Annotated in this window: 18 protein-coding genes; 10 read left to right on the plus strand and 8 right to left on the minus strand. The window is 64.2% G+C overall.

The window, feature by feature from the left end:
* The first annotated feature begins 5 nt into the window (after window positions 1-5).
* Together GC121_RS01665 and rimO are read left to right on the plus strand one after the other, a co-directional pair.
* Window positions 6-1,091 (plus strand): TrkA family potassium uptake protein, encoded by a 1,086-nt coding sequence (locus GC121_RS01665; protein WP_151972458.1) that lies wholly within the window; start codon window positions 6-8, stop codon window positions 1,089-1,091.
* A 36-nt stretch (window positions 1,092-1,127) separates the two neighbouring features.
* Window positions 1,128-2,495, plus strand: a complete 1,368-nt coding sequence (gene rimO / locus GC121_RS01670; protein WP_151972459.1) for a 30S ribosomal protein S12 methylthiotransferase RimO — start codon at window positions 1,128-1,130, stop codon at window positions 2,493-2,495.
* Window positions 2,496-2,678: 183 nt separating this feature from the next.
* On the opposite strand, the gene GC121_RS01675 is transcribed toward rimO, so the two are convergent.
* The 3 genes from GC121_RS01675 to GC121_RS01685 form a co-directional block, all read right to left on the minus strand.
* Complete coding sequence (locus GC121_RS01675) at window positions 2,679-3,998, minus strand: hypothetical protein (protein ID WP_151972460.1); 1,320 nt, start codon at window positions 3,996-3,998, stop codon at window positions 2,679-2,681.
* A 69-nt stretch (window positions 3,999-4,067) separates the two neighbouring features.
* Window positions 4,068-5,282, minus strand: a complete 1,215-nt coding sequence (locus tag GC121_RS01680; protein WP_151972461.1) for an amidohydrolase family protein — start codon at window positions 5,280-5,282, stop codon at window positions 4,068-4,070.
* A complete protein-coding gene (locus GC121_RS01685; protein ID WP_151972462.1) occupies window positions 5,279-6,595 on the minus strand; it encodes an amidohydrolase family protein in 1,317 nt (438 codons plus the stop codon). Before GC121_RS01685 ends, GC121_RS01680 begins: the two co-directional genes overlap by 4 nt.
* A 132-nt stretch (window positions 6,596-6,727) precedes the next feature.
* Between GC121_RS01685 and GC121_RS01690 the strand changes: the two genes are divergently transcribed.
* The 8 genes from GC121_RS01690 (at window position 6,728) to GC121_RS01725 (ending at window position 17,452) form a co-directional block, all read left to right on the plus strand.
* Window positions 6,728-7,528 carry a transglutaminase family protein gene (locus GC121_RS01690; RefSeq protein WP_151972463.1) on the plus strand — a complete coding sequence of 267 codons (801 nt, stop codon included), beginning with the start codon at window positions 6,728-6,730 and terminating at the stop codon, window positions 7,526-7,528.
* A 119-nt stretch (window positions 7,529-7,647) separates the two neighbouring features.
* Window positions 7,648-9,078 carry a glucose-6-phosphate dehydrogenase gene (gene zwf, locus GC121_RS01695; RefSeq protein ID WP_151972464.1) on the plus strand — a complete coding sequence of 477 codons (1,431 nt, stop codon included), beginning with the start codon at window positions 7,648-7,650 and terminating at the stop codon, window positions 9,076-9,078.
* A gap of 228 nt (window positions 9,079-9,306) precedes the next feature.
* Window positions 9,307-11,121: a phosphogluconate dehydratase gene (gene edd, locus GC121_RS01700; RefSeq protein WP_151972465.1), complete on the plus strand. Its 1,815-nt coding sequence runs from the start codon at window positions 9,307-9,309 to the stop codon at window positions 11,119-11,121.
* 229 nt (window positions 11,122-11,350) lie between these two features.
* A complete protein-coding gene (glk, locus tag GC121_RS01705; protein ID WP_151972466.1) occupies window positions 11,351-12,328 on the plus strand; it encodes a glucokinase in 978 nt (325 codons plus the stop codon).
* A gap of 2 nt (window positions 12,329-12,330) precedes the next feature.
* Window positions 12,331-12,981 (plus strand): bifunctional 4-hydroxy-2-oxoglutarate aldolase/2-dehydro-3-deoxy-phosphogluconate aldolase, encoded by a 651-nt coding sequence (gene eda, locus GC121_RS01710; protein WP_151972467.1) that lies wholly within the window; start codon window positions 12,331-12,333, stop codon window positions 12,979-12,981.
* Window positions 12,978-15,752, plus strand: a complete 2,775-nt coding sequence (locus GC121_RS01715; protein WP_151972468.1) for a phosphoenolpyruvate carboxylase — start codon at window positions 12,978-12,980, stop codon at window positions 15,750-15,752. The genes eda and GC121_RS01715 overlap by 4 nt, the downstream gene beginning before the upstream one ends.
* A gap of 63 nt (window positions 15,753-15,815) precedes the next feature.
* A complete protein-coding gene (locus GC121_RS01720; RefSeq protein ID WP_199857703.1) occupies window positions 15,816-16,607 on the plus strand; it encodes an FkbM family methyltransferase in 792 nt (263 codons plus the stop codon).
* Between the two features lie 95 nt (window positions 16,608-16,702).
* Window positions 16,703-17,452: a L,D-transpeptidase family protein gene (locus GC121_RS01725; protein WP_234421060.1), complete on the plus strand. Its 750-nt coding sequence runs from the start codon at window positions 16,703-16,705 to the stop codon at window positions 17,450-17,452.
* 125 nt (window positions 17,453-17,577) lie between these two features.
* Here the strand turns inward: GC121_RS01725 and tilS are convergent, their stop codons facing one another.
* The 5 genes from tilS to GC121_RS01750 form a co-directional block, all read right to left on the minus strand.
* Window positions 17,578-18,555: a tRNA lysidine(34) synthetase TilS gene (gene tilS, locus GC121_RS01730; protein WP_151972470.1), complete on the minus strand. Its 978-nt coding sequence runs from the start codon at window positions 18,553-18,555 to the stop codon at window positions 17,578-17,580.
* On the minus strand, window positions 18,521-19,489 hold the full coding sequence (locus GC121_RS01735) for a tol-pal system YbgF family protein (protein ID WP_234421061.1): 969 nt from the start codon (window positions 19,487-19,489) through the stop codon (window positions 18,521-18,523). The genes tilS and GC121_RS01735 overlap by 35 nt, the downstream gene beginning before the upstream one ends.
* A 122-nt stretch (window positions 19,490-19,611) precedes the next feature.
* Window positions 19,612-20,448, minus strand: a complete 837-nt coding sequence (locus GC121_RS01740) for a helix-turn-helix domain-containing protein (protein ID WP_151972471.1) — start codon at window positions 20,446-20,448, stop codon at window positions 19,612-19,614.
* 140 nt (window positions 20,449-20,588) lie between these two features.
* A complete protein-coding gene (gene ptsP, locus GC121_RS01745; protein ID WP_151972472.1) occupies window positions 20,589-22,859 on the minus strand; it encodes a phosphoenolpyruvate--protein phosphotransferase in 2,271 nt (756 codons plus the stop codon).
* Between the two features lie 71 nt (window positions 22,860-22,930).
* Entirely contained in the window at window positions 22,931-23,086 is a 156-nt protein-coding gene (locus GC121_RS01750) for a YdcH family protein (RefSeq protein ID WP_151972473.1), read from the minus strand.
* Window positions 23,087-23,092: the final 6 nt, after the last annotated feature.

Below are 23,092 nucleotides of genomic sequence, written 5' to 3' on the forward strand. Positions count from 1 at the left end.
AAGCGATGCGGCTGAGGGCCACCAGGAAGCGCGGCAATGCCGATTTGAGCCCGGCCCCGCTGCGGCGCGCGGTCAAGATCCCCGTTTGGGGCGATCTCGGCCTGCGATTGGGGCTCGCGCTGTTCCTGATCTTTGCCGTCATCATGATCCACTGGTGGGACCGGGCGGGACTGGTCGACAATGCCGACGGCCATGTCAGCTTTACCGATGTCATCTATTTCACCATGATCTCGGTCACCACCACCGGCTTTGGCGATATCGCCCCGGTGAGCGACCGTTCGCGGATGATCGAGGCGATTGTCGTGACGCCGGTGCGCGTCGCGGTGATCTTCATTTTCGTGGGCGCGGCTTACAGTTTTGTGCTCAAACGCAGTTGGGAGAAATGGCGCATGGCCCGGATTCAGGAAAAGCTCTCGGATCACATCGTGGTGCTCGGTTTCGGCGTCTCCGGCGCGGAAGCGGTGGGCGAGCTGATCGAGCGCGGCACCGATCCCGCCACCATCGTGGTGATGGACCCCGGCGAAGACCGGCTCGCGCTGGCCGAGGCGATGGGGTGCAATGTCATCCAGGCCGACGCCACCCGTGACGAGAACCTGCAAGCCGTCCGCATTGCCGAAGCGCAGGCCGTGCTGGTGAGCGCGGGACGGGACGACAGCTCGATCCTCATCGTGCTCACCGTCCGGCATCTTGCCCCCAACGTGCCGATTAGCGTGGTGGTACGCGCCGCCGATAACGAGCTGCTGGCGCGGCAGGCGGGAGCGGACAATGTCATCAACCCCGTGCGCTTCACCGGCCTGCTGTTGGCGGGCAGCGCGCGCGGGGCGCATATCGCCGACTACATGTCCGACCTTGCATCGGTGACCGGCCGCGTCCAGCTGGTGGAGCGCGAGGTCATGCCCGAGGAAATCGGCAAGCCCTTGTCCGAGCTCGCATCGGGCGGGCGGGGGCTGCGCATTTACCGCAATGGCGGCGCCTGCGGTTTTTGGGAGCACGAGGCCGACTGCCTGCAAGCGGGCGACATCGTGGTCGAAATCCTCCCGTCCGACCCCGCCGCAACCAACGGCGAAAACGCTGTGCCCGAAAGAGCCTAGCGGCTCGCCCCCGCGCGGTGTAAGGCGCGCGGCATTATGGCTACCCTCATTCCTGACCAGAAGCGCGTCGGCATGGTGTCGCTCGGCTGCCCCAAGGCGCTGGTCGATTCCGAACGCATCCTCACCCGCCTGCGCGCCGATGGCTATGCCATGTCCGCCGACTATGCCGGGGCCGACGTGGTGCTGGTCAACACCTGCGGCTTCCTCGACTCCGCCAAGGAGGAGAGCCTCGAAGCCATTGGCGAGGCCATCAACGAGAATGGCCGCGTCATCGTCACCGGTTGCCTCGGCGAAGAGGCGGAGCTGATCCGCGCCCGCTTCCCGCAAGTCCTCGCCATCACCGGCGCGCACCAGTATGAGGACGTGGTCGAGGCGGTGCACGAAGCCGCTCCGCCGACCCAAGGGCCGTTCATCGACCTGATCCCCCAGCCCGATATCAAGCTCACTCCGCGCCACTACTCCTACCTCAAGATCAGCGAGGGGTGTAACCACTCCTGCGCCTTCTGCATCATCCCGCAATTGCGTGGGAAGCTCGCCAGCCGCCGGATCGACGCGGTGCTGCGCGAGGCGGAGAAGCTGGTCGCGGCGGGCACCCGCGAACTGCTCGTCATCAGCCAGGATACCTCCGCCTATGGCGTCGACACCCGCCACGAGGAACGCGAGTGGAAGGGCCACCCCGTCCGCGCCCATATGACCGACCTCGCCCGCGAACTCGGCCAGCTGCGCACGCCCGAAGGCTCGCCGCCGTGGGTGCGCCTCCACTATGTCTACCCCTACCCCCATGTCGATGCGGTGATCCCGCTGATGGGCGAAGGGCTGCTCACCCCCTATCTCGACATCCCGTTCCAGCACGCCGCGCCCAAAGTGCTCAAAGCCATGCGCCGCCCCGCCAATGAGGCGAAGGTGCTCGAACGCATCAAGAGCTGGCGCGCCATTGCGCCCGATCTCACCATCCGCTCCAGCTTCGTGGTCGGCTTTCCGGGCGAGACCGAGGAGGACTTCCGGTACCTGCTCGACTGGCTGGAGGAAGCCCGGCTCGACCGCGTGGGCGCCTTCCGCTTCGAGCCGGTCGAGGGCGCGGCGGCCAATGCCCTGCCCGATCCGGTGCCCGAAGCGGTGAAGGAGGAACGATACGCAAGGCTGATGGAAGTGACCGAGCGGATCAGCGCTGCCAAGCTCGCCGCGAAGGTGGGCCGCACGCTGCCCGTCATCATCGACGAGGTGGGCGAGCCAGACGAGGATGGCGACATCGGCGCGACGGGCCGCAGCCAGGCCGACGCCCCGGAGATCGACGGCGCGGTGTTCCTGCGCAACGTGCCCGCGACGCTGGCGGCTGGCGACATCATCGATGTCGAGATCGAGGACGCCGACGCGCACGATCTGTTTGGTGTGCCTGCCGCCTAATTCGTTCAGCCTAAGCCGTGCCAGCCTGAACAAGGGCGCGGAATTTCACGAATTTCGTCCGTGTGAAACACCGCAAAACTTTCGCAGCGCGGCGGTTGGGGATCGACGCGGAGAAAGAGCCTGCCCGACGGGTGAAGTTGGGCGAAGCGAAGCTAGGCAGGGCGTCGGGCTGTAGGGAAGAGTTTAGTCCTCTTCAGTTTCCTCAGCTTCCTCTACCGCCCTCCTAAGTGTTGGAGCTGGTGGCTGCCAAGCCTGCAAATGACTTAGGCCGTGCTCATAAAAAGCGAGTACCACTTCCTCAAGCTCAGAGATGAAGGTTTTCCGTCCCGCAAATTTCCTTCCGTCTTCCATTCGCATGGCTACTGCGAACTTGTGAGGAAGCATCGAACTGTCAGGGTGGGAATGCGCTGATGGTTCGCTTGCAGCCTCTTGCAAGCTGGTTTCAATCACGGGAGCTTTGCCCGGCCAGTGGGATTGGAGACGCAAACGCTGATCTAAATCTCCCTCGAATTGGCGCAGAAGCCAGTTGAGCCGTGATGACTGTCTAACCCGGTCCTTTGGAGCGTTGACAATCGACTCGACTCTGATTGTGCGCGAAGACACATCTGCTTCGAGATCAAGTGTGGCAGCCGCGTCAGGCACCTGAAGCTGAGCTCTGAGTACGTTTGTCTGAGCAAGAGCATTACAATCTGCCTGCAAACGAAAGTCCGCATTTCCCTTAAGCTTATTCGGGAGCTTGACCTCAACGATCGAGCCAGTCTTCCGAGTCAAGAGTAGACACAAATCGTTGAGCTCAGAATGCCAATTAGTAACGACGTCGCAGACTTCCGACGATGTTTTGGAAAGCGCTAGACCACTTCGCAACCGATCGAGAACCTTCCCCCAAGCATCGCTCATGCTGGTGAAGCGCTGTAGACCGGCACTTGGATGGATCAAGAAGCGTTCTAGCTCATTGAGGAGGAATTGCTTCTCAGGATCGTCGACGTCTTCGCCCTCGCTAAGAAGGTTCAAAGCGGTGAGGAAATCAAACCAAGAAAAGTGGAACAGATCGACCTTCTTGGTCAGTCTCTTGTCGATAGAAAGCGGGTGATGATCTGGCCCTGATGTATACTCGTTCGAAATAGTGATGACAGCATCAATGCCCGTCTCTTTAGCCAATCTCAAATAGCTGGACACCTGCTCTGACGTAAGATTCGAGTTTCCAACTTTCGCTTCTACTAGTGCACGCCAAATCTTGTGCCCCGTGCGGACCACGATCAAACCGTCCGGCCGGCATTTCCCCTCTTGGCTTTTTGCGAAGCAGACCTCGGTATAGGCCTCAACGACAGTCCGTTTTCCGACTGCCCGTCCAATCGGCTTGAGCATCGAATTAGCGAACTCGGGGACGCCAATGAGGCTAGCGAGAAGGATTGAGAGTGTCCTTCCCTCTTTCGATGTCTCCGCCAAGACAGGGAAGAGACGAGCCACCTCACCGGTACCACCAATTTCCTCTAGCGAATTCATGTCATCCCCCGACTGCGGAGTGACAAGTCTTTATGAAAAAAGCAATTCTGGCAAGTCAGTAAAACGCACCTACCTAACCTCCCGGCTCACAACCTCACCCTCGATCACAACGCCAATCGTGTGGCTCGTATATTCAAACGGATCGCCGTCAAACAGTGCCACGTCGCCGTCTTTGCCGATTTCCAGCGAGCCGATGCGCTCCTCCATCCCGATGATGCGGGCGGCGTCTATGGTGATGCTGGCAAGCGCGGCTTCGGGGGCGAGGTCGTTGGCGACCGCGAAGCCTGCTTCCCACAACACCACGCGCACTTTGGGCACATAGGCCTCGTATCCCGATTGCAGCGCGAAGGGGATGCCTGCCTCTGCCAGCACGGCGGCGGTGGTGAAGGCGGCGTTTTGCAGCTCGCCTTCATTGCGCGCCATGGTTGGGTGGAGGATGATCTGTCCGCCCCATGCGCGCAGCTCGTCTAGCATCATATGCGCGTCTGCCGCGCCGTCGAGGATCACGGTGATGCCGAATTCCTCGGCCAGCCGCAGCGCGCTTTGCATGTCCTGCATCCGGTTGGCGGTGATGAGCAGCGGGGTCTCGCCGCGGAGGACTTCGACAAACGCCTCGTTGACGAGATCGCGGCTCCCCCCCTCGTCCGTATCATCATCATCCATGCTCGCCTGCGCGCCGATCAGCGCCTGCCGGATCATCGCCATCTGCCGCCCGCGCGTGCCGGGCGAGCCCTCGCGGTCGAGCGCCCATGCGCCGAGATTGGCGGCGATCATCGTGCCGTCTTCGACCAGCGCCGCCTCTACCGTGTTGCCGCGTGTCTTCACCACCATGGTCTGCCCGCTCACCAGCGCGCCGGGGCCGTGGCCGGTGTGGACGGTGGTAATGCCGAGCTCGCGCAGCCAGGTCACCAGCCGGTCATGCGGGTTGTAGGCGTCAATCGCGCGCAGATGCGGCTGCACGGGCGCGCTGTCGTCCAGCTGGTCCTGATCTTCGGACTGGTTGAGATAGCCGGTGAGGCCGACGGTCGAATGCGCGTCCACCAGTCCTGGCGTGACGACGGGCGCGGTCAGCACTTCCATGCCTTGCGGAATGGGCGTACTGGCCGCCGGGCCGACAGCGGTGATGCGCCCGTCCTCGATCACGACGACGCCATCGGTGATGACGCCTTGCGGCCCCATCGTCCACACCTGCTGCCCGCGCACCGCAACATCCTGCGCGGCGGCGGTGCCGGTGAAGGCGGCGAGCGCGAGGCCAGCGGCGAGGGTTGCTTTCAGAATGCTCATCGTGCGGCCTCCTGCATACGTGCCTCGCCTTCGAGGACATGGGTGTTCATCTGCGGATTGCCCGCGCCAAAGCCGCCTGTGGCGTGGACAAGGTGATCGGGATTGTCGCGGTCGAACAGCAATTCGCCCAGCACCCAGGTCTCCTCGATATCGGTGTAAACGCTCAAGGGATCGCCGGTCAGGATCAGGAAATCGGCATATTTTCCGGGTTCAAGGCTGCCGACGCGGTCTTCCAGCCCCAATTGCACCGCGCCGTTGATGGTGAGCGCGCGCAAGGCTCCGTCGTGGCTCATCCCTCCGCGCACCGCGATACCGGCGTGGCGGAACATCAGGCGGCTATCGATCACATTGTCGTCCGAATGCAGCGAGATGAACACGCCCGCCGCCTCCAGCTGCGCGGCGGTGGTGATGTCGGCATTGGCCGCTTCCAGCTTGCCGCCGGGGCTATCGACCAGAATCGCCGAGACGGGGACGCCCGCAGCAGCGATTTCGCGCGCCACTTGTCCGCTTTCGATCCCGTGCTGAAGCAGCATCCGGAAGCCGAATTCATCGCGCAGGCGGATCGCGGTCATAATGTCGTCGGTGCGGTGCGAGTGGAAATGGACGAGCCGCTCGCCCGAGAGGATTTCGCACATCGCCTCCATCCCGATGTCGCGGGGGGAGCGTTCGCCCGCACAGTATTCCTGCGCCTCGACAAAGTGGCTGCGCACCATCGCCGCGCTGCGCGCGCGGGTGCTGGGGAAGGCGGGGTTCTCGCGGATGGGATTGGTGCCATTGGCCATCTTCATCCCGCCCATCATGTCGCCATCATCGTCCAGAAAGGCGAGATCGCGGATATTGTAGCCGTCGCGCAAGTGCATATAGAAGGTCTGCCCGCCCATCAGGTGGCCCGATCCCGGCATGACATTGGCGGTGGTCACCCCGCCCGAGCGCGCCCGCGCAATCGAGCTGTCGCGCACATTGATCGCGTCCAAGGCGCGCACATCGGGCTGGATCGCGGCGGAGGAGTCCGCACCCGAAACCTCGCCGATGTGCGAGTGGGTGTCGACAATGCCGGGCATGACGACCATGCCGGTGGCATCGCGCACATCCGCGCCTGCGGGGATCGCCGTCTCCGCCCCGCCGACCGCGACAATGCGCCCGTTCTGGATCACCAGCGTGCCGCCTTGAATCGTCCCGAGGCCGCTATCGGTGCCCATCGTATGGATGGTCGCGCCGGTAAAGGCGATGGGCTGCTCCTGCGCGGCCGCCGGACTGGCGCAGAGCGCAATCACAGCCGCCGATGCCGCGAGCGCGGGCTTGATGAATGGCATAGGGATGTCCTCTCCTGTTTGCCGGCGAGACTAGCGGGGCGCTGTGGCTTTGCAAGTTCGGATCACCGTCATTGCGAGCGCCCCCAATGACGGTGGTGGAGTGAGCGCCGCCAGCCTGCTATCGCCTCCACCATGCCCATCGCCATTACCAGCAGCTTTGCCTTCCATCTTGAACGGGCGACCGATTGCCTGTTGCAATTCCAGGTGGCGGATTTGCCCGAGCAGCGGATTGTCGCGAGCGAGACGATGCTCACCAAAACGCTGCATCTCGCAACCGTGCCCGCGCAGGATGCCATTGGCGAGCGGCTCTGGGTGCGGGCGGAGGGGGATTTCCGCGTCGATTACTCGGCCACCGTAGAGGTGCAGCGCGAAGCGGCGGATATTGCCGCGCTCGCCGCGCGCGATCCGCATGATCTGCCGGGCGAGGTGGTCGAATATCTGTTCGATTCCCGCTATTGCCAGGCGGACAAGTTGCAGAACTTCGTCGCCGAGCATTTCGGCCAGCATTCGGGCGGCGCGAAAGTGGCCGCGATGCGGGACTGGATTGCCGCCAATTTCACCTATGATCCCGCCGCCTCCGATGCCGCCACCACGGCGGTGGACAGCTTTGCCCTGCGGCGTGGGGTGTGCCGCGATTATGCCCATGTGCTGATCGCCTTTGCCCGCGCCTCCACCATCCCCGCGCGCTATGTCAGCTGCTATGCGCCCGGCGTCGCACCGCCCGATTTCCACGCGCTGGCCGAAGTGTTTCTGGACGATCCCGCGGCGCCCGGCAATGGCGCGTGGCATATCGTGGACGCCACCGGCATGGCCGACCCCGCGCGCACCGCGATTATCGGTATCGGGCGGGATGCGGGCGATGTCAGTTTCCTGACGACTTTCGGCCTCTGCCGCTTTGATTCCTGCCACGTCAGCGTGGCGGAAAGCGGCTGAGTTCGCGCAGGCATTGGCAACACTGCGCGGGCATTCCTATGCGCTGCGCATTTATGTTGCTTTGCTGGTAAGGGATGCGCAGAAATTTGCGCGATGCATTAGGGAGTTTGACCGCGTCCATGGAAACCAAGGCTGAAACACTCATCCTGTTCGGCGCGACCGGCGATCTGTCGCAGCGTATGCTGCTGCCCTCGCTCTGCGCGCTCGATGCCGAGGGGCTGTTGTCCGATGATCTGCGGATTGTCGGCACCGCGCGCTCGGAACTGGATGATGGTTCCTTCCGCAATTTCGCCCGCGCCGCGATCGAGAAATATCTGCCCGATCACCGGCGCGGTTCGATGGCGCGCTTCCTCAACCGCCTGTATTACAGCCCGCTCGATGTAACCACGCCCGAAGGGTATGAGGAGCTGGCGAAAAAGGCGGGGAGCGAGCGCGAAATCGCGATTTTCCTCTCCACCGCGCCGAGCCTGTTCAAGCCGACCATTGCAGGCCTTGCCGCGCACGGGCTGGCGGACAACAATTCGCGCATCTGCCTCGAAAAGCCGCTGGGCACCGATCTGCAAACCTCCTGCGCGATCAATGATGCGGTGGCGGGCGCGTTTCCCGAAGACCATATTTTCCGCATCGACCATTATCTAGGCAAGGAGACGGTGCAGAACCTCATCGCGCTGCGCTTTGCCAATGCCTTTTTCGAGCCGCTGTGGAACGCGCAGCATATCGAACACGTGCAGATCACCGTAGGCGAGACGGTGGGGCTGGAAGGCCGCGCGGACTTTTACGAAAGCGCGGGCGCTTTGCGCGATATGGTGCAGAACCATATGCTGCAATTGCTCGCGCTGCTGGCGATGGAACCGCCGAGCAGCTTCGATGCCAATTGCGTGCGCGACGAAAAGGTGAAAGTGCTGCGCGCGCTGCGCAAGGTCGGTCCGGAAGAAAGCGTCACCGGCCAGTATCGCAAGGGCGCGGTCGAAGGCCAGTCGGTGGCGGGCTATGATGAGGAGCTGGGCCGCGAAAGCGACGTCGAGACCTTTGTCGCGCTCAAGGCGCATATCGACAATTGGCGCTGGCAGGGCGTGCCTTTCTATCTGCGCACCGGCAAACGAATGCCCGAGCGGGTGACCGAGATTGTCGTGCAATTCCGCAGCGTGCCGCACTCGATCTTCCCCGGCGCAAAGCTGAAGCAGAACCGCATGGTGATCGGCATCCAGCCGGAAGAAAATATCACCCTGTCGATGATGGCCAAGGTGCCGGGCATCGAGCAGGACGGAATGGTGCTGCGGCAGATGCCGCTCGACATCAAAATGCCCGACGCCTTCACCGGCAAGTTCAAGCGGATCGCTTACGAGCGGCTGCTGCTCGATCTGATCGAAGGCCGCCAGACGCTGTTTGTGCGGCGCGACGAGGTGGAGGCGCAATGGCGCTGGATCGATTCCATCCGCGCCACCTGGGCAGAAGAAGGCCGTATCCCCAAAACCTACGCCGCCGGCAGCTGGGGGCCGAGCAAGGCCATCGCACTGGCAGAACGCGACGGAGTAAGCTGGCATGATTGAGTATCGGGATCACGCGGTGATGCGGAGAGGCGGAGAAGTATTGTCCGCGCCGCAGGCACTATGGAATGTCGCGCAGAGAGCGCAGAGGACACAGAGATACTGTGCTTCTCGCTCTCCTCTGCGCCCTCTGCGTCCTCTGCGCGATAAAATGGTCGCGCCTTCGGCGCGGTTTGCCCGCTCCACGTCCCCGCGTCTCCGTGTCAATTCAACCGCAATGGCAGCAGCCGCATGACCCAGCTCCACCCCACTATCGCCCGCGTTACCGAGCGGATCATCGCCAAGTCGAAAGCGAGCCGTCAGGCCTATCTCGACCTGATCCAGCGCGAGGCGGATAACCGGCCTGATCGCAGCCAGGTCAGCTGTTCCAACCTTGCCCACGCCTTTGCGGGCGCGCTGGAGGATCAGGAGGCGTTGAAGCGCAATGCCGGGCCGAATATCGGCATCGTCACCAGCTACAACGATATGCTGAGCGCGCATCAACCCTATGGTCGCTATCCCGAACGGCTGAAAATCTACGCCCGCGAAGTCGGCGCCACCGCGCAAGTTGCAGGCGGCACGCCCGCCATGTGCGACGGGGTGACGCAGGGCGAGACGGGGATGGAATTGTCGCTCTTCAGCCGCGATGCGATTGCCATGGCGACGGGCGTGGCGCTTTCGCATGCAATGTATGACGGGATGCTGCTGCTCGGCATTTGCGACAAGATCGTGCCCGGCCTGCTGATCGGCGCTTTGCGGTTCGGCCATTTGCCGGGCGTGTTCGTGCCCAGCGGCCCGATGCCCAGCGGCATTTCGAACAGCGACAAGCAGAAAACCCGCCAGCTTTACGCCGAGGGCAAGGCGACGCGCGCCGAATTGCTCGAAAGCGAGCTTGGCTCCTACCATTCGCCGGGCACCTGCACCTTCTTCGGCACCGCCAATTCCAACCAGATGATGATGGAAATGATGGGGCTGCACATTCCCGGCGCGGCGTTCATCCAGCCGGGCACGCAGCTGCGCCAGGCCTTGGACCGCGCCGCCGTCCACCGCGTCACGCAGATGACGCAGGACGGGAATGATTACCGCCCGCTTGGCCACTGCGTCGATGAAAAGGCGATTGTGAACGCGATGGTCGGCCTGCTGGCGACCGGCGGCAGCACCAATCACGCGATCCACATTCCCGCCTTCGCCCGCGCGGCAGGAGTGCAGGTCGATTGGACGGATTTGTCCGAGCTTTCCAGCGCGGTGCCTTTGCTCGCGCGGGTCTATCCCAACGGGTCGGGCGACACCAACCACTTCCACGCGGCGGGCGGCATGGGCTATGTCATCCGCGAACTGGTGGGCGCGGGGCTGGCGCATGGCGACGTGCTGGGCGTGGGCCAACAGCGCGGCATGGGCGAATATGCGCAGGAGCCGGGCCTTGATGGCGAGACGCTGGTGTGGCGCGATGTCGGGCCTTCGGGTGACGAGACGATGCTCAAGCCTGCCAGTGATCCGTTCCAGCCCGATGGCGGGATGAAGCTGGTGACCGGCAATCTGGGGCGCGCCTGTTTTAAATCCTCCGCCGTGGCGCGTGATCGCTGGACGGTAGAAGCGCCGTGCCGCGTGTTCCAGACGCAGCATGATGTGGTCGCCGCGTTCAAGGCGGGCGAACTTGATCGGGATGTTGTGGTGATCGTGCGGTTCCAAGGGCCCAAGGCGAACGGAATGCCCGAACTCCACAGCCTCACCCCGCCGCTCGCCGTGTTGCAGGATCGCGGCTACCGCGTCGCGCTGGTCACCGACGGGCGGATGTCGGGCGCGAGCGGCAAAGTGCCCGCCGCAATCCACTGCTCGCCCGAAGCACTGGGTGGCGGCCCGCTCAGCCTGTTGCAGGATGGCGATGTGGTGAAGGTCTGCGCCGAAACGGGCGAACTTTCCACCAGCGCCCATCTGTCCACGCGCACCCCCGTGCCCGATCCCGTCCCCGCCATAGGCACCGGTCGCGAGCTGTTCACGATGTTCCGGATGCTGGCGGACGAAGCCGAAAAGGGCGGCAGCGCAATGCTGGCGAGCGCGGGGCTGTGATGGTTCTGGATAACGCGAAGACGAGGAGACGCGGAGACGGCAATCCCCGCCGAAGGCGCAATGCATTCAAATACGCTCGCAGAGGCGCAAAGGCGCGGAGATGTCGCGCGACCCCTCTGCGCCTCCGCGCCTCTGCGAGCGTCATATTTGCCAAGTGCCTGCGGCGCGATAGGTCGGTGAGTGTCTCCGCCTTGCCCCAACTCCGCATGATTGCCCGAAGGAGCAATGTATGACCCAGATCGTCGCAGTCGATATCGGCGGCACCCATGCCCGGTTTTCCATCGCGACCCGCGATGATGCGGGCCGGATCACGCTGGATGATCCGATCACCATCCACACCGTCGATCACGCCAGTTTCCAGACCGCGTGGGAGGACTACGCAGAGCGCAAGGGCGGCACCTTGCCGCCGCGCGTCGCCATGGCGATTGCCGGGCCGGTCGGCGGCGAGGTTATCCGCTTCACCAACAATCCGTGGATCATCCGCCCCGCGCTGATCCCTGAGAAGCTGGGCTGCGACAGCTACACGATCGTCAATGATTTCGAAGCGGTGGCCCATGCCGTTGCGCGCGCGCCGGAAGAGCAGTTCCTGCATCTCGCTGGGCCTGACCAGCCGCTCGCGCCCACCGGTCGCTTGTCGGTGCTCGGCCCGGGCACCGGTCTTGGCGTCGCGCATCTCTACCGCGAGCCGGACGGTTCCTACCGCGTCTCCGCCACCGAGGGCGGACATATCGACTTTGCCCCGCTCGATTCGGTGGAGGACGCGATCCTTGCCCGCTTGCGCAAACGGCATACCCGCGTGTCGGTGGAGCGGGTCGTGTCCGGCCCCGCGATTGTCGATATCCACGCGACGCTCGCCGCGCTGGAAGGCCGGGCGATTGCCGAACAGACCGATATCGCCATCTGGACGGCGGCGATGGACGGATCGGACAGCCTCGCTGCCGCCGCGATGGACCGCTTCTGCCTTTCGCTGGGCGCAGTGGCGGGCGATATCGCGCTGGCGCAAGGCGGCTTTGGCGGCGTGGTGGTGGCGGGCGGCCTCGGCTACCGGCTACGCGAGCATTTGCCGCATTCGGGCTTTGCCGAACGCTTCCGCGCCAAGGGCCGCTTCGAAGGCCTGATGGCCGCGATCCCGGTCAAACTTATCACCCATCCCCAGCCCGGCCTGTTTGGCGCAGCGGCAGCCTATTTCCAGAATCACGGAGCCTGAGCATGAGCGACACCCTCCCCTACAAAACCGGCGAAATCGAACGGATCATGAAGATGGGACCGGTCGTGCCAGTGCTGGTGGTGGACGATATCGGCAAGGCCCGCGAAACGGCAGAGGCGCTGGTCGAAGGCGGGCTGAAAGTGCTGGAAGTCACGCTGCGCACCGATTGCGCCCTCGATGCGATCAAGCGCATGAACCTCGTTCCCGGCGCCATTGTCGGCGCGGGCACGGTGACAGGGGTGGAAACGCTGCAACAGGCGCTGGACGCGGGCAGCGAATTTATCGTCTCCCCCGGCCTCACCACCAAGCTCGGCGAAGCGGCGCTCAAGGCGGGTGTTCCGCTGCTTCCCGGTATCGCCAATTCGGGCGACATCATGCGCGGCATGGAATTGGGCCTCCAGCATTTCAAATTCTTCCCCGCGATGGCGGCGGGCGGAATCCCCGCGCTCAAAGCGCTGTGCGGCCCGTTCCACACCGCGAAGTTCTGCCCCACCGGCGGCATTTCGGCGGCGAACGCACCCGAATGGCTCGCCATGAAGCAAGTGCTGTGCGTGGGCGGCAGCTGGGTCGCGCCCGCCGGTGCCTCGCCCGAGGAGATCGTGGCGCTGGCGCGTGAGGCGAGCGGCCTGGGTCAAGGGCATACGGGCCAATGACCAGCGTCGCCGCGCTGACGGCCCGCCTGCAAGAGCTGCACATCCGCACCGAGGAAACGCCGCAATTCAATCCGGTGTTCCAGCTGGCGCATGATATGAGCCGCCAACTCGAAGGCGGCGATCTGTCGCTTGACGATATCGAGGCGGCGATTGCCGAGCTGGAAGTCGACGCCTTGCAAGCGCGCGCCGACCGGCTGGCGGCGATGGTCGCCCCGCTCGATGCGGCAGGCAATGCGGGCGCGCTGGCCGCAGATCTGACCGACACCGATTTTGACGCCTTTGCCGCGCGCTGGGCGAGGCCGTGCCTGCACGCCGTCTTCACCGCGCACCCGACTTTCCTGCTCACACCCGACCAGTCCGAAGCGGTAGCGGCCGCCGCCTCATCGGGCGGGCGCGTCGATCCTGCCGTAGTCAACAGCGCACGCCCGCAAGTGACGCTGCAATACGAGCACGAATGCGCGATGCGGGCGATTGGCCATGCGCAGGATGCGCGCAACGCCATCGTGCGGCAGGTGCTCGCCCATGCGCAGGCGACCTGGCCTGACCGCTGGCACGAAGCCAATCCCCTGCCGTTCCGCTTCGCCAGCTGGGTCGGTTACGACATGGATGGCCGCACGGACATTACGTGGTCGAACTCCATCGGCTTCCGTCTGGCGGAAAAGGCGCAGCATCTCGCCAGCTATGTGGCGGAGCTGGCAGCGATTGATGCAGAGCATCCTTTGCTCGGCGAATTGCGCCCGGCGGCGATTTATGCCGAAGAGCGTGCGCGCGATTTTGCCGCCGATCTCTCCGATCCCGCCGCGCTTTCGGTCGCCGCCAACCGGCTGACCGCGAGCGATCCGCGCAAGCTGCTCTCGCTCGCCCGCTATATCGAGGCGCTGGAGGTAGAAGCCGCCAGCAGCGCCGACAAAAGCCGCGCGGTCGATCTCAAGACGCTCGCTGCCGCGATGCGCGCGGACGGGCTCGGCATGGGCTGGATCCACTTCCGCGTGAACGCGAAGCAGATGCACAACGCCATCCGCCGCCGGATTGACCCCGAAGGCAATCTCGATCTCGGCAGCAAGGGCGCGGTCAGCCATTTGCGGCGCGCGATTGCCGAAGTGAAGCCGCGCAAAAGCAATTTCGGCGCGCTGGCAATCGAGGCCAGCTCGGCCATCCGCCAGTTCCTCGCCATGGCGCAAATCCTCCAGCATATTGACGCCGATGCGCCGATCAGGATGCTGATTGCCGAATGCGAGGAACCCGCCACCGTGCTCGCCGCGCTCTATTTCGCCAAGCTGTTCGGGATCGAGGACAAGGTCGATGTCTCGCCCCTGTTCGAAACCGAAAGCGCGCTGGAACATGGCGGGCGCTTTCTGGACGAGCTGCTCGCCGAAGAGGTCTATCAGGATTACGCCCGCAAGCGCGGCCGGGTGGCGATCCAGACGGGCTTTTCCGATGCGGGCCGTTTCGTCGGCCAAGTGCCCGCCAGCCTTGCTATCGAACGCCTGCAAGGCCGCCTCGCCCAAGCAATGGACGATAACGGCCTCACTGATGTCGCCGCGCTCATTTTCAACACGCATGGCGAAAGCATGGGTCGCGGCGCGCATCCGACCAAGATGGCTGACCGCCTCGACTGGGCGCTCTCACCTTGGGCCAAGCGCCGCTTTGCCCGTGCAGGGATCACACTGGAGCCCGAAGTCAGCTTTCAGGGCGGCGATGGCTATCTGTGGTTCGCCACGCCTGAACTCGCCCGCGCCACGCTCACCCGGATCGCCTGCCTGCGCCCGAGCGAGACCGATGTGGATGCGCCGGTCGATACCTTCTACCGCCGCACCGATCTCTCCCTCGATTTCTACCGCGCGATCAAGGATCACCAGCGCGAGCATCTGGAAAGCCGCACCTATAGCCGCGCGATCACCGCCTTCGGGCTCGGCCTGCTGAACGCCACCGGCAGCCGCGTCAGCCGCCGCCAGAGCGACTTGTCCGCCGACCGCGAGATGTCCCTAAGGCAAATCCGCGCCATTCCGCACAATGCCATCCTCCAGCAACTCGGCTATCCGGTGAATGTCATCGCCGGGATCGGTCATGCGGCGGACGGCAATTACGAGGAAATCGCCGCGCTGCTTAATGAAAGCCCGCGCGGGCGTGAACTGATCCGGCTGGTGCGCGCCGCCAATGCGCTGGCCAGCGTGAAGACGGTTGCCGCCTATGGCGAGCTGTTCAATTCCGCCTATTGGGCCAGCCGCCCCTATCGCGGCACCGAACAGCACCTGTCCGACGCTTGCGAGGCGCTTTCCGAATATCTGGTGAAGGATGACCGTATCGGCACCTTCCGCCGCCTAGCCAGCCGTCTGCGCGTCGATGCGATGAAGCTGCACCGGCTGCTGGCGCTCGTCCCCAACGAGGCGCCGCTCGAAGGGCGCGAGGACAAGCGGCGGATGATCGGCGTGCTTCAGGCGCTGCGCCTCACGCTGATGCAGGCGATGTTTATCCGCGCGGTCAGCGTGCCGGTGTTCAGCCGCGCCAATGATGTGAGCCGCGAGGACGTGCTGGAGATGATCTTCACCTTGCGCGTGGACGAGGCGCTGGCCCAGCTGCGGCGGGCCTATCCCACCAGCTTCCCGCGCATCGACCGCTTCGACCTTGCCGAACCGACCGACTGGCCCGATGGCGCGGATGAAGGTTATGAAGCGATCAACCGCGACTTTATCGACCCGATCGAGCGCGCGCACCGCCTGTCGCTGCGGATCACCACCGCGATTGCCAATATATTTGGCGCGCACGGATAATTGCTGCTAACGGCTCCGCCCAATTCGGGCCGAATGGGACGCGGCGCGGCAGGGACATCGGGTTTGCGGACACTGGGACATTATTGGGAATTCGCAGTGCTGCGGAACCTGCGCGTTGTGCGGGCGAAGGCACAAGGCGTGGCGATGCACGCGCTGGCGCAGCGCGGCTTGCTGAAAAGTCGCGCGCGCACCAGCGTCTATGGCGTGAAGCTGGCGGCGAATTACGGCGACAAGACCTTCCGCTACTGCCTTTACGGCACCTATGGCACGCATCTGTCGCGCGTGTTGGAAGCGCAGGATACCCCGTTCGTCTTCGTCGATATCGGCGCCAACCAGGGCCTGTTCTCCGCCATCGCGGCAACCAATCCCGCTTGCGAGGCAATCATCGCCTTCGAACCGGTGCCCGCGACCCACGCGCTGCTGTCCGAAAACCTTGCTTTGAACGGCGCGAACGGCCGCGCCACCCCGCTTATGGCCGCGCTGTCTGACAACGAGGGCGAGCTCACCATCGGCTATCAACCCGGACACAGCGGCGTCGCCTCGCTGACCGCGCAGCGGCGGGACACGCTGGACAGCCGCCTCACCATCCGCACAGTGACGGTCGCCGCGCTCGATGCGGTGTTGCCGCCCGATCTGCCGATCATCGTCAAAATCGATGTCGAGGGGCACGAGGAAACGGTGATCGCGCAATTGCTGCAGTCCGCCCATGCCGACCGGATCGAAGCGGTGTTCTACGAAGCTGACGAGCGGTGGTCGGACGCGGCAGCCATGCGCGACAAGCTGGCCGCAGCAGGCTTCGGTTCGTTCACCAAACTCGGCATCCGGCGGCACTACGATATGCTGGCGCAAAGATAGCCTTCGGTTACTTTGCGCCGCCCAGCCGTCTCGCCTTGGGACGCGCACCGATTGCATTGTGGGATTGGCAAGGATTGCGCGATATATGTCCGCGCATGGCTACCGGCACCAAATGGTTTATCGCATTCGCGCTCGGCATGGTCGCGCTGATCGGCGGGGTGACGTTTTTCGGCAATCCCTTCGCAGCAGCCCCTTCGCAGGCGGCATTGCTGACGACCGAGGAAGCCGCGCCCGCAGGCGCAACCGTCGCCGACCAGTCCGAACACGCGGACGACGCCTATTACGGCAACGATCCCGTCTCTGCCGAGGAACGCGCTGCCTATGAAGCGGCAGCGGAAAACCACCGCGCGGTCTCCTTCGATGAGAACGATCCCTTCGTTATCCGCCGCGTGCTGCCCATCGACGGGCCGATCCGTTATGGCGAATGGTATTGGGACGATGAAGGCGTGCCCGATGGCCCGCTGGTGATGACGGTGGATTTGCAGGCGCGCGTCATCAGCGTGTTTCGCGGCGGGTACGAAATCGGCGCGGCCGCCGCGCTTCTCGGCACCGAAGCGCACCCGACGCCCACCGGCGTGTTCCCGATCCTGACCAAGGAACGGCACAATGTTTCGGAAAAATACAACAATGCGCCGATGCCGTGGACGCTGCGGCTGACCTGGGACGGAATCGCCATACACGGCGGCAGCGAAGTCGAATTGGGCTATGCCAGCCACGGCTGCATCGGCGTGCCCGACGAATTCGTCTCCCGCCTGTTCGACATTGCCGAGCTGGGCGATGTGGTGATCATTACGGACGGCGTGCGGACGGGCGTTGGTGGTTCGCTGGATTATTCGGTGAACTAGATTACACCAAATCCGCTCGCCCTGAGCCTGTCGAAGGGCTGCCCTTCCTGTGCGTTTGAGCCTTGGGCCAGCAAAAAAAGCAGTCCTCCGACAAGCTCAGGACATTCGGGTTTTGGGCAGCTTTCCTAACCCGTCCGCCTAGGCGGTTCGGGGCGGAAGACCCAGTCTTCGCCTTCGACGGTGGCTAAAACCCCGCCCAGATTGCCATTCTCGCCGCGCTCCAACCGGTCGAGCAACCGCACAAGACCACCGCCTTCGCTCTTTCCACCCAGCTCGAAAATGGCCTGGCCCAGCAAGTTTAGCCGGATCACGCGCGGGCCGAGCGGGGCGACGCGAATGGTGCCATCTTCCTCGATGCTGGCATTGTTCGCCCAAGCGATATCGCTTGCCCACCACAGCGCATCATCCGCCTCGGCGAGATGACGGGCCGCGCGCGCGATCATCTGCGCGTCCAGCCAGTCAGCGTTGGAGAGCGCCTTGCGCATCCGCACGCGCTCGAAATCCTCATTGGCGTTTGACGGGTCGTCAGCAAAGAGCTGAGCAGCCCCACGCGCCACGCCGAACAGCTCTTCGCGCGTGAAATCGAGCAGCGGGCGGATCAGCGCCGGGCCGTTGGCGTCCACCGGAACCAGCCGCTCCCGAATGCCGGCGAGGCCCGTCACGCCAGCGCCCCGCATCAGCCGCATCATAAAGGTTTCGGCCTGATCGTCGGCGTGGTGAGCAGTGGCATAAGCGGGAAGTCCACGGCGTAATGCCCACTCCCCCAGCGCCGCATACCGCGCCTCGCGCGCCATCGCTTGCACATTCCCTTCGCCCACCTGCACGGTCAGCACTTCGCACGGCACCCCGCGCGCCTCGCACGCCGCCACCACCAGCGCGCATTCGTCTTTCGCTTCGGGGCGCAGGCCGTGATCAACCGTGGCGACTTCGAACCTGCCGGGGATCGCTTCCTGCGCCAGCAGCAGCATCGCCATCGAATCCGGCCCGCCGCTCACCGCGAGGCCCAGCTTCCCGCCGCCCGGATTCAGCCGCTCCAGCGCGGCAGCGAAGCGCGCTACGAGCGCCGGATCAATTGCAGGTGACGCGGCCACGCAGCGTGTCATACATCGATTGCAGGCGTCCGATCGCCAGAGCCGGATAGGTTTCGCCAAATTCGGCGAGCGCGATGCAGGCGCGGTTGGTGTCGTTGATCGCGATCATCGCTTCGGTGAGATAGAGCAGGCTGTCACCCGCCCGCTCGCCGCCCGGATCGCTCTGGTAATTCTCGAAGAAGTAGGAGGCCGCCGCGCTCGGCTGTCCGTCATCGAGGAATGCGCGGCCAAGCAGATTGCGCCCGCGCGACACCTGACGGTGGCCGGGATGCAAATCGAGGAAGCGCGCGAGTTGCTGCTGCGCCTCGGGATAGAAGCCCGCTTCCCACAGGCGGAAGCCATAGGTGTATTCATCATCGCCCGCATCGCCGGTGGCGGGTTTGACGATGGCCTGCACCGCCGCCACCCGCTCAGCCGAAGGTCGGGGCGTGGTGGTTGCAGGGGTCGCGGTCGGCGTCGGGGTGGGCACTGGAATGACACCCGTCGGGCGCGTTGCCGGAGTGGGTGCGGGCGTAGCGCCTGCAAGGCTCGGCAGCGGAGCCGGAGTAGCCGTGGCCGCAGTCGCCTGCCCCGCTTCCAGCCGGATCACCCGTTCCTCCATCCTCGCCAGCGCGTTCTGGTTGACCTCGGTCGCCGCGGTCAGCCGGGCGAGCTGCGATTCGATGGCGTCGAGCCGCGCCAGCACATCGGTGATGGCGGAGGAGGACACGCCCGTGCCCGTTCCCGTGCCGGTTCCGGTGGGGCGCGTTTCGGGCGTGATTTCGGGCTCGAAAAACCGCTCGTCTCCGCCGGGAAACACCGCGCGTTGCAGCGCGCTGATCTGGCGTTCGATCCGGTCGATGCGGGGATCGGCCTGCGCCGCCGCAGGCATCGCTACCAGCATCAGGCCTGCGCCCAGCACGCCTGCAATGGCCTTTGGTGCGCCAAGCGCGCTCATCCGTGTCATCGCCGAAGATCCTCCATATCGGGCCAAATTGCTACCGGCAGCCACGCTGCCACAGTCAAGCAAGATAGAGGATTAACCACGGCGGGAAACAGGCAATCGCGCGTATTCCCCGCAAATTCCGGTCAGTTCGTGGCAGGCGCAGCCTCGCTTGGTGCAGCGTCACGCGCCAGCAGCGCCTCGGCCGAAATCGGCTCGGCCTCCAGCGTCAGCATCACCTCGGACAGCTTGGGCACGCTTTGCCCGCCAATTGTGATCGCGAGCAGATCGGGGCGCGCGGTGGTGATCGTCGGCGCCTCGGCATCTGCGGGGATGGTGTAGCTTTCGCCTTCCTGCAAAATCTGTTCGGAGAGCACGCGTCCCTGCGCGGCGGAGAAGCGCACCCACGCCTCGCCTTCAGCGGTAACCACGACCGCGCCGCTCGCATCGGGGGCAGCAGCTTGCGCATCACCCTGCGCTTGCGCGCCATCCGCCACCACCGCCGCTTCGTCATCATCCGCAAGCAGCGAGGGCAATTCGGCAGCGGGCGAGAACAGCACCCGTGCGGCAAAGAACAGCCCCACCAGCAGCAGCAAAACCGCAAACGCCGAGAACCAGACGAGATTGCTACCCGGCGCGCGCGAGGGATCGCCCGGTTCGAACGTGGTGCCCGCCGCCGTCCGGCTCACTCCGATGCCGTCTGCATCGAGCTCGGCGCGTACTGCGGCGACTACTTCGTTCTGGTCGAGCCCCACGGCTTTGGCCATCGTGCGCGAAAAGCCCACGGCATAGGTGCGGCCCGGCAATTCGGCGAAATTGCCGTCCTCGATATGCTCGATATGGCGCGAGGAGATGCGCGTTTCAGCGGCGATTTGTTCGCGCGTCAGCCCCTTGGCCTCGCGCGCCGCACGCAATTGCGCGCCAATGCCCTGCGGCACGGCGTCAACGGCAGTATCAATATCCAACGGCGTCTCTTCAGACATATGCGCTCCAGCGTGGGGGAATGCTGGCTCGGCGGTGCGAACCCTTGGTTAATAGCAAAACGGTGATGGCGGGCGAGAGTCAAGCGATTGTGCGCAATGTTACATATTAGAGCGCATTTCGGCCATTTTCGCAAAGCGCCCTAATCGAACTCGATACCTTTTTCGCGCGCCCATTCCTGCAAGGTGTGCCGCATATTTTCCGGCGGGTTGAGCAGCCAGCCGCGCATCGCTTGGCCGATTTCCTTGGTATCGACCTTGCGCACCAGTTCCTTGATCGGCCCCACAGCGGCGGGCGTGATCGAGAGGCGACGGATGCCGAGCCCGATCAGCGCCAGCGCCTCCAGCCGCCGCCCGCCCATTTCCCCGCACACGCCGAGGTGTACAGGCGTTCCGGCGCAAGTCTTCACCACCCGGTCGAGAAAGCGCAGTATCGACGGGCTGAGCCAGTCATACCGTTCCGCCAGCGCCGGATTGGCGCGGTCGGCGGCGAACAGGAACTGCGTCAGATCATTGGTGCCGATGGAAACGAAGGAGAGGCGCGGCAGCAGCAGGTCGAGCGTTTCCGCCAGCGAAGGCACTTCCAGCATCACGCCATAATTGATCGCGGTGGGCAATTGGTGCTTGCGGGCCTTCAGCCATTCCCGCTGCGTTTCAAACACCGCCTTGGCGGCATCGAATTCCCACGGTTCGGACACCATCGGGAACATCACGTTCAATTCGCGCCCCGCCGCGCCATCAAGCAGCGCGCGCGCCTGCGTTTTCATCAGCCCTTCGCGTTCCAGCGCAAGGCGCAGCGCGCGCCAGCCCATCGCCGGGTTCTCGTCTTCCTGCGCGGTGCTGTTGGAAAGATATGGCAGCGACTTGTCACCGCCGATATCGACCGTGCGGAAAATCACCTTCTTGCCCTTCGCGCCTTCCAGCACGTCGCGGTAGAGCCGTTCCTGCCGCTCGCGCTGCGGCAGGGTCGCGGAAACGAGGAACTGGAATTCGGTGCGGTAAAGTCCGATACCGTCGGCCCCCGTCATCGCCAGCATCCCGACATCGTCGCGCAGGCCGGCATTCATCATCACCTCGATCCGTTCCCCGTCGCGGGTGAAGGGTTCGACATCGCGCAGCTTGGCGTAAGCGGCCTTCTTCTCGCGGCTCTGGGCGAAGCGCGCCTCGAACGCGGTCAGCACGCCTTGCCCGGGGCGCAGCGTGACCGCGGCCTTGTCGCCATCGACCAGCACGGTATCGCCTTCGCGCACCTGCCCGCGCAGATTGCGCAAGCGGCCGACCACCGGAATGCCCATCGCCCGCGCCACGATCACAACGTGCGCGGTGAGCGAGCCTTCTTCCAGCACCACGCCTTTCAAGCGGCGCTTGTCATATTCGAGCAGTTCCGCCGGGCCGAGATTCTTGGCGACAAGGATCGTGTCTTTCGACAGGCCCTTCTGTGCCGCTGTGCCCAATTGGCCTGAAACGATGCGGATCAGCCGGTTTGCCAGATCTTCCAGATCGTGCATCCGGTCTTGCAGCAGCGGATCGGAAATCTCGCGCATCCGCATCCGCGTGCGTTGCTGCACCCGCTCGATGGCGGCTTCGGCTGTGAGGCCGGAATCGATCGCTTCGTTGATGCGGCGGCTCCAGCCTTCATCATAGGCGAACATCTTGTAGGTTTCGAGCACCTGCACGTGTTCGCCGCCCATGCCGAATTCGGCCTGGCTGGTCATCGCGTCGATCTGTTCGCGCATCCGGTCAAACGCGAGATAGACCCGCTGGCGCTCGGCCTCGGTATCCTCGGCCACGGTCTGTTCGATATGCACGCGCGGCTGGTGGAACACCGCTTCGCCAATGGCGAGGCCGTTGACGAGTTGCATCCCTTCGCAAATCAGCTGGCCCGACACCGTTTCCGCCGACCCGCCCAAGGTCTCGCCATCGACCAGCCCGGCATTGTTGATGAGTTCGGCCAATACCATAGCGACCGTCTGCAAGGCCTCGATCTCGACCTCTTCATACCGGCGCGGTTCGACGTGCTGGACGGTCAGCACCCCGATCGCCCGCTCGCGCCGGACGATGGGCACGCCGGCGAAGGAATGGAATTTCTCCTCGCCCGTTTCGGGGCGGTACTGGAATTCGGGATGGGTCGCTGCCTGATCGAGGTTCAGCGTTTCAATATTCTGCGCGATGGTGCCGGTCAGCCCCTCGCCCACCCCCAGCCGGGTGACGTGCACCGCCGCCTGGTTCAGCCCGCGTGTGGCGAACAGTTCCAGCATTCCGTCGCGAAGCAGGTAAATCGAGCAGACTTCGCTATCCAGCGCGTCGCCGATCACTTCTACCACCTGGTTCAGCTTGGCCTGCGCATGGGTGCGCGCCGCCATCACTTCGTGCAGCGTTGTGAGGATAGACCGGGCGGCAGAGGCGGCAGACATTATCTACCGCCTAAACCACGTATCGCTATTTGCAAAATGCCCCAGTGTGGACAGGGCATATTTTTCCCGGATCAATGATGCGCGATTTCTTCCTTGATGCGCAGCTTTTGCTTCTTGATCAGCTGGATCTTCGCGGCATCCGGGAAGGGACGGGACATTTCTTCCTTCAGCCGGCTTTCCAAGCCCTCATGCTTGGCCTGCAGGGCGTTGACGTGCGAAGATGCCATAGGTTC

It is taken from the genome of Erythrobacter sp. EC-HK427 (genome assembly GCF_902498745.1).
GTDB lineage: Bacteria > Pseudomonadota > Alphaproteobacteria > Sphingomonadales > Sphingomonadaceae > Alteraurantiacibacter.